Raw genomic sequence first — 12,343 nt, 5'->3', positions numbered from 1 at the left:
GTCCCGCCGGGGTGGGGGTCGTCGGCGCCTCGGGGCCGGCGGCCGCCCCGCCCCCCGCCCGCGACCACCAGGGTGCGGGCGGTGATCCCGGCCATCCCCGCCAGCCAGGCCGGGTCGGGGGTGTCGACCTGCGTCTTGACGGCCTTCACCACGGCCCAGTCGAAGTGCACCGGCTCGTCCGGCGCGTCCGGCACCGCGCCGGCCGGGCGCGGGTGCGGTGCCGGGATGTCCTCCAGGACCAGCCGGCCGATCCGCTCCGGCCGGGCCTGGGCGACCAGGTAGCCGACCACGCCGCCCATCGAGTGGCCGACCAGGTCGACCCGCGCCAGGCCGAGCGCGTCGAGGAAGGCGAGCACGTCGTCGCGCATCTCCTCCAGGCCGTACCGGGCGGTGCGGCCGCTGTCGCCGTGGCCGCGCAGGTCGAGCGCGTACACGCGGTGCCCGGGGGCGAGGCCGGGCAGGACGACGTCCCAGTCCGTGGCGCGCTCCCCGAGGGCGTGCAGCAGCACCAGCGCCGGGCCGTCCGGCGGGCCGCTCTCGCGGTAGGCGAGCGCCACCTCGGGCAGGTCCACGATCCGGTTCTCGGTCATGACCGCCACCGTAACTGCGGGCCTGCGCCGGACAGAACTCAGCGGACCGCTGTTCGCCCACGGCTCACCGCGACGGGCTCGCCGGCCGCCTCCCGGGCCGCGCGCCGGCCGGCGAACACCGAGGCCAGGACGGCGAGGGCGGCGACCGCCGCGCACACCACGCTGGTGGCCAGGTAGGCGGAGCGGTGGTCGCCGCCCCCGGCGGTCTGCCGCAGGTAGACGCCGGACAGCGCCGAGACCGCGACCGCCGCCGCGATCCGCTGCGCCATCTGCAGGATGGCCCCGCTCACCCCGGCCGCCTCGGCGGGCGCGTGGCGCAGCACGTACGCCTGGTTGGTGGCGCCCATCACGCCGATCGAGGCGCCGCCGAACAGTTGCAGCAGCGCCAGCAGCCAGGGCAGGACGGCGGCGGGCGCCCAGTGCGCGACCAGTCCGCTCGCCAGCATGACCAGGGCGGAGCCGGTCATGCCCGCGGTGACGGTGCGCCGCCCGAAGCGCTGCACCACCCGCCAGGCCAGCGCGGAGGCGACGCCCATGGCCACCGCCGAGGGCAGCGCAACGAGTGCGGCGCCCATCGGGGAGAGCCCGAGGCCGTCCTGGAGGAACATGGTGAGCACCAGTCCGGCGGCGAGCGAGGAGCCGAACTGGGCCATCGCGGTCACGGTGCCGAGCGCGTACGGCGCGGAGCGGGTGAGTGCCGGGTGGATCAGCGGGTGGCCGCCGGAGCGAGCGTAGCGGCGCTGCCACCAGGCGAGCGCGCCGAGCAGCAGGACGGCGACGGCGGCGAAGGCCAACCAGCCGGTCCAGCCGGGCGGTTGGACGAACGGCAGCATCAGGGCGAGGGTGAGCGCGGCGACCAGCAGCAGGCCGACCAGGTCGAGGTCGGCGTGCCGGGCACTCGGGCGCGGCCTGGGCAGGTGACGCACTGCCAGCGCGACGGTGGCCAGTCCGAACGGCACGTTGAGCAGGAAGGTCAGCCGCCAGCCGTGCTCGGGGCCGGCCGCCGCCAGGACCGCGCCGCCGATCGGCGGGCCGAGCGCGAAGGCCAGGCCGCCCGTGACGGCGTACATGCCGAGGGCGCGGGCCCGCAGCTGGCCGTCGAACACGTCCTGGAGGGTGCCGATCATCTGCGAGTTGACGAGCCCGGCGCCCACGCCCTGGAGCAGCCGGGCGGCGATCAGCACCTCGGGCGCGGTGGCGGTCGCCGAGACCAGGCTGACCAGGGTGAACAGGGCGAGGCCGGTGACGAAGAGCCACTTGCGGCCCCTGACGTCGCCCAGCCGCCCGCCGGGGATCAGCGCCAGGCCGAAGGCGAGCGAGTAGCCGGCGACGATCCACTGGAGGTGGGCGGGCTGGGCGTGCAGGCTCTCGCGCAGGGCCGGGATGGAGGTGTTGAGGACGGACTGGTCGAGCAGCGTGGTGAAGCCGCCGGCGACGCAGACCAGCAGGACGCGGCGCCCGGCGGCGTCGAAGCGCTCGCGGGGCGCGGCGGCTATCCGGGTCTTCGGTCGCCTCACGGTTCCACCACCACCAGGGCGTACCGGGCGTCGTCCGGGCCGGGGGCGCGGAAGCGGCTGGTCCCGGAGACGTAGCGCAGGCAGTCGCCGGGGCCGAGCAGGTGCCGCTCGCCGTCGACGGTGAGCTCCAACACCCCCTCGAACACCCACAGGTGGTGTTCCAGGTCCGCCACGCAGGGGCGGTCGTAGGCGATGTCGGCGCCGGCGGGCAGCCGGCCCTCGACGATCTCGGCGCGCAGCGAGCCGTGCGGCGGGGAGACGGAGCGGCGGACGAAGCCGGTGGTCTCGTCCCGCCAGATCCGCTGGTCCGCGGCCCGCACCAGCCGGGCCGGCGCCGACTCGACCTCGGCGAGCAGCCGGGACATGGTCCGCCCGTAGACGGCGCAGAGCCGCCCGAGCAGCGCGGCGGTCGGGCTGACTTCGGCCCGTTCGACGCGCGACAGCGTGGAGCGGCTGACGTCCGCCAGCCGGGCCAGTTCCTCCAGCGTCCAGCCCCGTTCCAGTCTCAATTCGGCGAGCCGGTTGGCGAGCCGCTCGTCGGCGGCCGTCTCGATTCCCATATTCGCGATGCTATCCCGGATATGAGATCACTCCCAGGGGCGCGGGACGCTGCGGGCGGGGCGTGGGGAAGGGCGGGCGGCGTGGACTCGGCCGGGACTGCGCGCTGCGTTCGACTGCGCGCCCCTGCGCTCCTCGCGCCCTCTCCCGTTCCTCCGGCTCCTCCGCCCCTTCGACTCCTCGGCTCCTCGGCTTCGGCTCCTCGGCTTCGGCTCCTCGGCTCCTCGGCTTCGGCTCCTCGGCTCCTCGGCTTCGGCTCCTCGGCTCCTCCGACCCCTCGGCCCGGGAGGGGCGGTGATCATATGATGTTCGGCGGATCAGGGCTGGTCAGCGGCCCACCGGCGAGGGGGAATCATGTTCGGCATCATCAGACCGTGCAAGCACCGGCTGTCCGAACGGCTTCAGGCATCGTGGCTGGCGCACCTGTGCGGGCTCTGCCTCGCGCTGCGCGACGACCACGGCCAACTCGCCCGCACCGCCACCAACTACGACGGCCTGATCATCTCGGTCCTGGTCGAGGCCCAGGCCGCCCGCGAGGACGCCTCCTGGCGGCGCACCGCCGGGCCCTGCCCGCTGCGCGGCATGCGCACCGCCTCCGTCGCCCGGGGCGAGGGCGCCCGGCTCGCCGCCGCCGTCTCGCTCGCCCTCGCCTCGGTCAAGATCCGCGACCACGTCGAGGACCGTGACGGCGTGTTCGGCCGCCGCCCGGTCGCCGTCGGGGCCCGCGCGGTCACCCGGCGGTGGGACCGGAAGAGTGCCGGCAGCGCCTCGGCGGTCGGCTTCGACACCGGCGTGCTGCTCGAAGCCGCCTCCCGGCAGGGCGAGTTGGAGCGGTCACTGCCGCCCGGCGGTTCCGTCCTGCTGGTCACCGAGCCCACCGAGACCGCCACCTCGGCCGCGTTCGCGCACACCGCCGTCCTCGCCGGGCGCCCCGGCAACGCCGCCCCGCTCGCCGAGGCCGGCCGGCTCTTCGGCCGGCTCGCCCACCTCCTCGACGCCGCCGAGGACCAGGCCGCCGACGCCGCCGGCGGCGCCTGGAACCCGCTGACCGCCACCGGCACCGACCGCGCCGAGGCCGAACGCCTGTGCCGCGACGCCGTCCACGGCATCCGGCTCGCGCTGCGCGAGGTCGAACTGACCGACCGGGCCCTGGTGCACCTGCTGCTCGCGCACGAGACCGAGCGGGCCGTCGAGCGGGTCTTCGGCCCGGCCGCCCACGCGGCCGCCTGCCGCACCCGGAACGCCGGACCCGTCGCCGACGGGTCCGCCCCCGACGGATCCGCGCACGCAACGACCGGCGGGCACCCGCACGCCGCCGCCGGGGAGCACCCGCACGACGCGCCGCCGCGCCAGGCGCCGCCCGGGCAGACCCCCGGTCAGGATCCCGGCCAGACCCCGCTCCCGCCGTGGGTGCCCCAGGGCCCCGGCTTCACCCCGATCGGCGCCAAGCCGCCGCGACCGCGCAACCTGCTGGCCGGCTGCGCGGTGTGGGCGCTGATGGCCTGCACCTGCCAGTTGCTCTGCTGCGACCACAACGACCCGTTCAGCCGGGAGCGCCGGGAGGGCTGGTGCCAGCGGCACGACTGCGACTGCGGCGACTGCTGTGATCCTTGCAACTGCTGCAACGGTTGCGATGGCTGCGACGGTTGCAGCTGTTGTGACGGCTGCGACTGCTGTGACTGCAGCTGCTGACGTGCCGTACCGTCAGCGGTCCGGATTCCACCGCGCCGCCGGCGGCAGAGGCGGCAGCGGCGACGCCGTCACCTGATCGACCGCCACCGGCCCGGAGCGCCCCCGCGGCACCCCGGGCCGGTCCGCCGGCCTGTACGGCTCGCCGCGCCGCCAGAGCGGCAGCACCACCACCGGGCGCCGCTCCGGCCCGTCAGGCATCGGACCCGGCCGCCGCCCGGCGCCTCGCCCGGTCCGCCGTCCGGTCCGCCGCCAGCGAGTTCTCCAAGCGCGCCAGCAACTCCCGGAACCGCTCGGTGTCCTGCTCCGTCATCCGCCCCTCGGGCGCCGCCCCCGGCCACTCGGCCGTTATCTCGTTCATGAGTCCGACGTTACGCCCCGACGATCAACAGGCGATAAATGCGGAACGCACGCCTACGGGTGCGGCGGTGAACGGAGCCGGTCCTCTTGGCGCGCGCGGGGGTTGGTGGTTCACTTCTCATGTTAGGCAACTTTCCTAACATGGCATCAGCGCTCGACCGCCTCCCCCCGCGAGAGGACCAGCTCCCCATGGGCCGTAGCCGCACCAGGACACTGATCGCCGCGGCGGCACTCGCCGCCCTGCTCCCGCTCACCTCCGCACCCGCCGGGGCCGCCGCACCCGCCGCGCACGGCGCCCGGGCCGCCTTCCGGCACCCCGGCGTGCTGGTCGGCGACCAGCAACTCGCCTTCCTCAAGGGCAAGCTGGCGGCCGGGGCCGAACCCTGGACGTCCGCCTTCGCCGACCTCCGGTCGAGCACGTACGCCTCGCTGGACTGGCGGCCCCGGCCGCGCGCGAACGTCGAGTGCGGGTCCCGCTCCCACCCCGACAACGGCTGTTCGGACGAGCGCAACGACGCGATGGCCGCCTACGCCCACGCCCTGCAGTGGGTGCTCACCCACGACCAGCGGTACGCCGACAAGGCGATCGAGATCATGGACGCCTGGTCGGCCGTGATCCAGGAGCACACCAACAGCAACGCCCCGCTGCAGACCGGCTGGTCGGGCAACAACTGGTCCCGGGCCGCCGAGTTGATCCGCCACTCCGGAGCGGGCTGGCCGACCGCCTCGATCGACCGCTTCGCCACCATGCTGCGCACCGTCTACGTGCCGCTGCTGTCGCCCGGCAGCCCGCGCAAGAACGGCAACTGGGAGCTGATCGAGACCGACGCCCTGATGGGCATCGCGGTCTTCCTCGACGACCGCGGCCTGTTCGACCAGGCGGCAGGAATGTGGCGCAAGCGCCTGCCCGCCTACGTCTACCTGTCCTCCGACGGCGCCCTGCCGGTGCCGCCGCCCAAAGCCGGGATCGAGGGCAAGACCGCGCTGGTGAAGTACTGGTCCGGCCAGTCGACCTTCGTGGACGGGCTGTCGCAGGAGACCTGCCGCGACTTCGGGCACACCGGCTGGGGTCTGGAGGCCGCCGCCCAGACCGCCGAGACCGCCCGGCTCCAGGGCCTCGACCTGTGGGGCGAGGGGCGCGAACGGCTGGTCAAGGCCCTGGAGTTCCACACCGCGTACGAGAACGGCGCGAAAGTTCCGAACTGGCTCTGCGACGGCTCGCCGAAGACCGGTCTCGGCCCGGCCGTCCAGCTCGCGTACAACGAGTACCACCTGCGCGAGGGCGTGGCGATGCCGCAGACCGGGCGGTACGTGGCCGCGCACAGCCCGTTCGGGGCCGACCACTTCATCGGCTGGGAGACCCTGACCCACACCAGCGCGCCCTGACGACGCGGGCGGGAAGCGGCGGTTCCGGGAGTGCACCCCGCCCGGAGCCGCCGTTTCGGCCGCGCACTTCCCGGGAGCGTCCGTTCCGGGAAAAGGCCTTCCAGGAACAGGCCTTCCAGGAACAGGCGTTCCCGGGAACGCCCGTTCCGCGCGCGGCTCACCCCTCGGGGAACAGGCCCTCCAGGACGGTGGCCACCCCGTCCTCGTCGTTGCTGCCGATGACGTGGTCCACCATGGCCAGCACCTCCGGGTGGGCGTTGGCGACACCGTACGAGGTGCCCGCCCAGGCCATCATCGGCAGGTCGTTGGGCATGTCGCCGAACGCGACCGCCTGCTCGCGGGTGATCCCGCGCCGCCGCGCCAGGTCGCCGAGCGCGGAGGCCTTGCTGACGCCCTTCGCGACGGCCTCGACCAGCCGCTCGCCGTTCGCGTGGTAGACCGTCACCAGCTCTCCGAGCACCGGGCGGGCCAGCTCCAGCAGCTCGTCCGCGGACAGCTCCGGGTGACGGCCGATCAGCTTGGGCGCCGGGCGGCCGAACAACCGTGCGTCGTCGAGGCGTTGCACGGTGGTGTCGGCGTCCCAGGCGCCCGCCTCGTAGTGCGCGTCCCCGGCCAGCTCCTGGGCGTACTCGACGGCCAGCCCGATCCCCGGCACGGCCTCGCGCAGCCGCCGGGCGCTCTCGCCGAGCACGTCGACCGGGATCGGGTTCTCGGCGATCACCGCGCGGGTGCGCATGTCGTAGCCGAAGGCGCCGTTGGAGCAGATCGCCACGCCCCGGTGGCCGAAGGCGGCCGCGATCTCGCCCATCAGGCGCGGCGGGCGGCCGGTGACCAGGACGACGAGCCCGCCGGCCCGTTCGACCCGGGCGAGCGCGGCGACGGTGCGGGCCGAGACGGTGCGGTCGCCGCGCACGATCGTCCCGTCGAGGTCGGTGGCCACCAGGCGCGGCGGCCGTATCGGGGTGACGGTGGGTGGGGTGGTGCTCGGGAGGCTCATGGGTCGGTGCTCCGTGCTGGTCGGGGTTTCGGTGGGAGCGGCCGGGCGCGGGGGCGTGTGCGGTACGCGCGCGTACGGCGCGGGCGGTGCGCACGTGGCGTGTGCGTGGCGTGTGCGTGGCGTGTGCGTGCGCGTGGGGCGCCCGATTCGGTGGTGCAGGGAGCTCGCGGGCCGGGCCCGGCGGTGGCCGGGCGGACGGTCGCCAGACGCTCGGACGGTATCACCGGCGCGGCCCGTTCGGCGACGACCGAGCACCGTCTCCGAGACCCAAGCAATTTTATTAGGAAACTTTCCTTACCTTATAGACCGCCGTCGGCCGCAGACCGTACTCTGCTGCCGCGAGCTCGCTCTCCTGCCCCCACAGCGCCCCCGTTCGACCGGCGCGCCATCCCCCACTGCCTCCGGCGGCACCGCCCCCGGAGATCGGAGCACACCCATGCGAGTTTCCCGAACCCGACGCCTCGCCGCCGCCACCGCGGCAGCCGCCCTGGTCGCCGGTGCGGCCTGGGCCGCCACCTCCGCCTCGGCGTCCACCGCCCCCGCCCGGGCGACCGCCGCGGCCGTGCAGCGGGCGTCCGCAGGCGGCCTGACCCCCGATCAGCACCGCCGGGCCGACCAGCTGATCAGCATCTTCGAGAACAGCACCACCGAACTCCAGTACGGCTACGCCGAGAACATCAACGACGGCCGCGGCGTCACCGCCGGCCGCGCCGGCTTCACCACCAACGACGGCGACGCGCTCAAGGTCGTCCGCGCCTACACCGCCGTCTCCCCCGACAACCCGCTCGCCCGCTTCATCCCCGAGCTGGAGCGCCTGGCCGCCGCCGGCAGCGGCGACACCAGCGGCCTGCCCGAGAGCGACTACGTCGCCGCCTGGAAGCAGGCCGCCCAGGACGCCACCTTCCGGCAGGTCCAGGACGACCAGGTCGACCAGCGCTACTTCACCCCCGCCATGAACCAGGCCGACCAGCTCGGCCTCACCACCGCCCTCGCCCGCGCCGAGCTGTACGACGCCTCCATCCAGCACGGCAACGGCAGCGAGTACGACGCCCTGCCCGCCCTCATCGGCCGTACCAACGCCAAGGTCGGCTCGCCGTCCGGCGCCGGCGAGAGCGCTTGGCTGAACGCCTTCTTCGACGTCCGCGTCGACGACCTCACCAACCCGGCCAACTCCTCCACCGCCGACGAATGGAGGAAGTCCGTCGACCGGGTCGAGTGCCTGCGCCGGATCGCCGCCACCGGCAACTACAACCTGGACGGCCCGCTCAGCGTCACCGCCTTCGGCTCCGGCTACACCATCGACTGACCGACCCGCACCCGTCGAGCCCGGGGTCCGGTGTGTGGGACCGGACCCCGGCCCGGCGAGGCCCTCCCCGACGCCCCGACCCGGCGGGGCGCGGCCGCGCCGGGCGATCCGACCGCCGGTGGCAGCAGGGAGCCGGGACTCTCCGCCGCCACCGGCGGTCCGCGCTTCCGCTCCGCCCGTCCGTACTCTCACCGTCCGTCCTCGTTCGTCGGCTGACGGGTGCCCTACGATCGACCGAATGAGCACAGCAGGACGGACTACGGCCACGGACGGGGCGCCGCAGCCCGTCGCCCTCGCTCTACTGTCAGGGCCTGGACAACAGCCGTGGAACCGGCAGCGGCTCCGGAGCAACAACGAGTGGCTCCTGCTGGAGCGGCTGCGCTGCCACGGCCCGCTCTCCCGGGCCCAACTAGCCCGCGACACCGGGCTGTCCAAGCCGACCGTCTCCACCGCACTGGCCACCCTCGAACTCGCCGGACTCGCCCGCGAGGCCGGCAGGTTCGCCCCCGAGCGCGGCCGCACCGCCGTCCTGTACGAGACCGACCCGGCCGCCGGGCACGTCCTCGGGCTCGACATCGGCCGGGCCCGGCTGCGGGTCGCCGTCGCCGACCTGTCCGGATGCGTCGTCGCCCGCCGCGACCTGCCCAACCGCGGCCGCTCGGCCAACGCCGTCGCCGACGCCGTCGTCGCGGCCGCCCGCGAGGCCCTCGCCGAGGCGGGCCTGCCCGGCACCGCCGTCGCCCACACCGTGGCCGGCACGCCCGGGGTCTGGGACGAGCGCAGACGCAGCGTCAGGCTCGCCGCCAGCCTGCCCGGCTGGGGCCGCCCCGGCCTGTTCGACCGAATAGCCGACGGCCTGGGCACCACCGTCACCGTCGCCAACGACGCCAACCTCGCCGCCGTCGGCGAGTACACCTACGGCGCGGGCGCGGGCAGCCGGCTCTTCGTCTACCTGCTGGTCGGCACCGGACTCGGCCTGGGCGTGGTCAAGGACGGCGAACTGCTGACGGGGGCGCACGGCGCGGCCGGGGAACTCGGGCTGCTGCGACTGCCGGGCTGCGCCTCCGCCACTGCCACTGCCACTGCGACCACCGGCACCGGCACCACCCTGGAGGAGACCGTCTCCGCCGACGCCGTGGTGCGCACCGCCCTCGACCTCGGGATGCGGCGGCCGCTCACCGCCGAGAAGGTGTTCACCCGGGCCCGGCTCGGCGAGCCCGCCGCGGTCGAGGCCGTCCGGCAGGAGGTGGACCGCCTGGGCTACGTCCTCGCCGTCGTCGCCGCGCTGCTCGACCCGGACGTGGTCGTCCTCGGCGGCGGCATCGGGCGCAGCGCCGACCTGCTGCTGCGCCCGCTGGAGCAGGCCCTGTACGAGCGCTCCCCGCTGCGGCCCCGACTGGAGCCGAGCCGCCTCGGCCAGGACGCCGTCCTGCTGGGCGCCGTCGCCACCGCCCTGGAGGCGGCCCGCCCCGAGGTCTTCGAGCGGCGCACGGCCCCCGTCCCGGGCTGACGGCCCCGCGGTCCGTCAGGCGCGGGCGGACAGGGCGGCGTCGAGCAGCACGCGGGCGGCCGCCTTGGCGTCGGCGGCGGCGCTCGGGTCGCCGTGCACGGCGGCGGTGGTCATCGCCCCCTCGGCGAGCAGCGCCAGCTGGGCGGCGGTGGCGGGCGGGGCGCCGGCGGCCTCGGCCAGGCAGGCGAGGTAGGCGTTGAACTCCTCCTTGTGCTGCCGGGCGGCCGCCGTGACCGCCGGTGAGACGGCGCCCAGCTCGCCGAAGGAGTTGACGAACGCGCAGCCACGGAAGTCGGGTTCGGCGAACCAGCGGCCGAGCCAGTCGAAGACGGCGAGCAGTTGGTCGCGCGGCAGCGTGGCGGCGCCGGCCACGTAGGCGGCGAGGTTCGCCCGCCAGCGCCCGTCCCGGCGTCGCAGGTACGCCTCGACCAGGTCGTCCTTGGACGGGAACTGCTGGTAGAGCCGGCGCATCGTCAGGCCGGAGGCCGCCCGGACGGCGTCCATGCCGACCGCCTGGATGCCCTGACCGTAGAACAGCTCCTCGGCCGCGTCGAGGATCAGGCCCCGCGGGTCGTGCTGGTCCATCTGCCGTGCCCTTTGCGTGAGAACGATGGTTCTCCTAGGGTAGCCGCTACAGCGAGAACGACCGTTCTCACCGTCGGCTCCGCCATGCCCGAGGAGACCCCGTGACCGAACAGCGCCCTCCCCTGCCCCCGTTCACCCCGGAGACCGCCCGACGGAAGGTCCGCGCCGCCGAAGACGCCTGGAACACCCGCGACCCCCACCGCGTCGCCCTCGCCTACACACCCGACAGCCGGTGGCGCAACCGCACCGAGTTCCTCACCGGACGCGAGCGGATCGCCGACTTCCTCACCCGCAAGTGGCACCGCGAACTCGACTACCGCCTCGTCAAGGAGCTGTGGGCGCACGACGGCGACCGCATCGCCGTCCGCTTCGCCTACGAGTGGCACGACGACTCCGGCCAGTGGTACCGCTCCTACGGCAACGAGAACTGGGAGTTCGACCGCGACGGCCTGATGGCGCACCGCCACGCCGCCATCAACGACCTGCCGATCGCCGCCGCCGAACGCCTCTTCCACTGGCCGCTCGGCCGGCGCCCCGACGACCACCCCGGCCTCACCGCCCTCGGGCTCTGACCCGGCGCCAGAATCCGGTCCCGGCACGGCACGGCAGGCCGGGGCGGCCGTTGTTCCACGACCGTGACACGGCTCGCACCGGCCGCTGAACTCCCCCTGGGATGCTGCTCCTCGAACGCGAACCGCACCCGAGGGGGGACCTGGAAATGCCCGTGCGCAACAGATTCGGCACCACCGCCGCGCTCGCCGTGATGACCACCGTCGGCGCCGTCCTGCTCTCCGCCTGCGGCCCCGACAACGCCGGATCGGACACCGCCGCCCCCGGCAGCGCGGCGCCCGGCGCCACCGCTCCGGGGGCCCCGGCCCCGGGCGGCTCCGCCCACCCGAGCACCCCCGCACCGAGCAACCCCGCACCGGGCACCCCCGTGCCGAGCACCCCCGCGCCGGGCACCAAGGAGGTCAACGGCACCAGCGCCGCCAACCACCTGACCGTCAGCACCGGCACCCGGGCCGTCGCGATGAACGGCACCACCGTCGACTTCGGCACCGTCGTCCGCGACCTCGCCTGGTCCCCCGACGGCAAGCGGGCGGCCTTCATCAACGGCAACGGCGACCTCGTCGTCGCCGACCCCGACGGCGGCGCGAAGGTCACCCTCGCCACGGCCCCCGGCGGCGAGACCTGGTCCCACCCGACCTGGCAGCACGCCGCGCAGGGCCCCAGCGACCTCCCCGAATCCGCCGAACGCTTCGACACCATCGTCTTCGCCGCCGCCAAGGGCGGCGTCCTGCGCCTGGAGAAGATCCCCACCAAGGTCGTCGGCGGCACCCCCGAGGTGCTCACCCCGCACACCTCCCTGGACGGCAACGCGAACATGCCGCAGCCGCCGCAGACCGGCAACACCTGGGCCGACGCCGGCGGCCAACACGGCGAGATCGTCTACGCCAACACCCCCGCCGGCGAGGTCTACCTCTACGACGACTACATCCGCCCCGCCACCCGCGACCTGGGCCAGGGCTCCCAGCCGGCCCTCTCCCCCGACGGCGAGCACGTCGTCTTCGTCCGCTCCGTCGACGGGCACGACCACCTGTTCACCCGCTCCAGCCGGATCGACCAGAAGGACGAGAAGGACCTCACCCCCGCCGCCGCCACCGACTACACCGAACCCGCGTGGTCCCCCGACGGCAGGACCATCGCGGCCCGTACCCCCGACGGCGTCAGCACCCTCCCCGCCGACGGCTCCGCCGCCCCGGCCCCGGTCTCCACCGTCAAGGGCCTCCCCGCCTTCCGGCCGTGAGGCCCCCGGAACAACGTGAGCAGCTGCCGGCGGAGGGG

12 protein-coding genes are annotated in these 12,343 nt (G+C 74.9%); 6 read left to right on the top strand and 6 right to left on the bottom strand.

The features are described from left to right. From ACFV6I_RS31125 to ACFV6I_RS31115, 3 genes are all read right to left on the bottom strand, one after another. Positions 1-590: alpha/beta fold hydrolase (locus ACFV6I_RS31125; protein WP_380428890.1), on the bottom strand; the 590-nt coding region annotated here is incomplete at its 3' end. Between the two features lie 38 nt (positions 591-628). After that, positions 629-2,107 carry an MFS transporter gene (locus ACFV6I_RS31120; RefSeq protein ID WP_380428888.1) on the bottom strand — a complete coding sequence of 493 codons (1,479 nt, stop codon included), beginning with the start codon at positions 2,105-2,107 and terminating at the stop codon, positions 629-631. Then, a complete protein-coding gene (locus ACFV6I_RS31115) occupies positions 2,104-2,667 on the bottom strand; it encodes a helix-turn-helix domain-containing protein (RefSeq protein ID WP_063350572.1) in 564 nt (187 codons plus the stop codon). The genes ACFV6I_RS31120 and ACFV6I_RS31115 overlap by 4 nt, the downstream gene beginning before the upstream one ends. Positions 2,668-3,019: 352 nt before the next feature. Between ACFV6I_RS31115 and ACFV6I_RS31110 the strand changes: the two genes are divergently transcribed. Beyond that, entirely contained in the window at positions 3,020-4,357 is a 1,338-nt protein-coding gene (locus tag ACFV6I_RS31110; protein WP_380428887.1) for a DUF5685 family protein, read from the top strand. A gap of 190 nt (positions 4,358-4,547) precedes the next feature. Here ACFV6I_RS31110 and ACFV6I_RS31105 read toward each other — a convergent pair whose 3' ends face one another. Next, the gene (locus ACFV6I_RS31105; protein WP_159398569.1) at positions 4,548-4,715 is read right to left on the bottom strand and encodes a hypothetical protein; all 168 of its coding nucleotides are present in this window, start codon (positions 4,713-4,715) and stop codon (positions 4,548-4,550) included. Between the two features lie 188 nt (positions 4,716-4,903). Here ACFV6I_RS31105 and ACFV6I_RS31100 point away from each other — a divergent pair, with 188 nt between their 5' ends. After that, complete coding sequence (locus ACFV6I_RS31100; protein ID WP_380428885.1) at positions 4,904-6,100, top strand: alginate lyase family protein; 1,197 nt, start codon at positions 4,904-4,906, stop codon at positions 6,098-6,100. A gap of 157 nt (positions 6,101-6,257) precedes the next feature. Here ACFV6I_RS31100 and ACFV6I_RS31095 read toward each other — a convergent pair whose 3' ends face one another. Further along, entirely contained in the window at positions 6,258-7,097 is an 840-nt protein-coding gene (locus ACFV6I_RS31095) for an HAD family hydrolase (protein WP_380428883.1), read from the bottom strand. Positions 7,098-7,533: 436 nt separating this feature from the next. Between ACFV6I_RS31095 and ACFV6I_RS31090 the strand changes: the two genes are divergently transcribed. Both ACFV6I_RS31090 and ACFV6I_RS31085 read left to right on the top strand, forming a co-directional pair. Next, the gene (locus ACFV6I_RS31090; RefSeq protein WP_063350568.1) at positions 7,534-8,403 is read left to right on the top strand and encodes a chitosanase; all 870 of its coding nucleotides are present in this window, start codon (positions 7,534-7,536) and stop codon (positions 8,401-8,403) included. Between the two features lie 238 nt (positions 8,404-8,641). Next, on the top strand, positions 8,642-9,913 hold the full coding sequence (locus ACFV6I_RS31085) for an ROK family protein (protein ID WP_380428881.1): 1,272 nt from the start codon (positions 8,642-8,644) through the stop codon (positions 9,911-9,913). Between the two features lie 15 nt (positions 9,914-9,928). Here ACFV6I_RS31085 and ACFV6I_RS31080 read toward each other — a convergent pair whose 3' ends face one another. Beyond that, the gene (locus ACFV6I_RS31080; protein ID WP_380339397.1) at positions 9,929-10,498 is read right to left on the bottom strand and encodes a TetR/AcrR family transcriptional regulator; all 570 of its coding nucleotides are present in this window, start codon (positions 10,496-10,498) and stop codon (positions 9,929-9,931) included. 101 nt (positions 10,499-10,599) lie between these two features. On the opposite strand from ACFV6I_RS31080, the gene ACFV6I_RS31075 reads away from it, so the two are divergent. Both ACFV6I_RS31075 and ACFV6I_RS31070 read left to right on the top strand, forming a co-directional pair. Further along, complete coding sequence (locus ACFV6I_RS31075) at positions 10,600-11,070, top strand: DUF1348 family protein (protein ID WP_380339394.1); 471 nt, start codon at positions 10,600-10,602, stop codon at positions 11,068-11,070. 152 nt (positions 11,071-11,222) lie between these two features. Next, the gene (locus tag ACFV6I_RS31070; protein ID WP_380428880.1) at positions 11,223-12,305 is read left to right on the top strand and encodes a hypothetical protein; all 1,083 of its coding nucleotides are present in this window, start codon (positions 11,223-11,225) and stop codon (positions 12,303-12,305) included. Positions 12,306-12,343 lie beyond the last annotated feature (38 nt).

Origin of the sequence: Kitasatospora sp. NPDC059803 (assembly GCF_042732255.1) — a bacterium.
GTDB lineage: Bacteria > Actinomycetota > Actinomycetes > Streptomycetales > Streptomycetaceae > Kitasatospora.
This window is presented reverse-complemented; position numbering and strand designations above follow the sequence as displayed.

Excerpts from the sequence above, each read along its gene's own strand:
- ACFV6I_RS31110 (WP_380428887.1), top strand. The coding sequence starts at position 3,020 with ATGTTCGGCATCATCAGACCGTGCAAGCACCGGCTGTCCGAACGGCTT.
- ACFV6I_RS31085 (WP_380428881.1), top strand. The coding sequence starts at position 8,642 with ATGAGCACAGCAGGACGGACTACGGCCACGGACGGGGCGCCGCAGCCC.
- ACFV6I_RS31095 (WP_380428883.1), bottom strand. The coding sequence starts at position 7,097 with ATGAGCCTCCCGAGCACCACCCCACCCACCGTCACCCCGATACGGCCG.
- ACFV6I_RS31100 (WP_380428885.1), top strand. The coding sequence starts at position 4,904 with ATGGGCCGTAGCCGCACCAGGACACTGATCGCCGCGGCGGCACTCGCC.
- ACFV6I_RS31105 (WP_159398569.1), bottom strand. The coding sequence starts at position 4,715 with ATGAACGAGATAACGGCCGAGTGGCCGGGGGCGGCGCCCGAGGGGCGG.
- ACFV6I_RS31115 (WP_063350572.1), bottom strand. The coding sequence starts at position 2,667 with ATGGGAATCGAGACGGCCGCCGACGAGCGGCTCGCCAACCGGCTCGCC.
- ACFV6I_RS31090 (WP_063350568.1), top strand. The coding sequence starts at position 7,534 with ATGCGAGTTTCCCGAACCCGACGCCTCGCCGCCGCCACCGCGGCAGCC.
- ACFV6I_RS31080 (WP_380339397.1), bottom strand. The coding sequence starts at position 10,498 with ATGGACCAGCACGACCCGCGGGGCCTGATCCTCGACGCGGCCGAGGAG.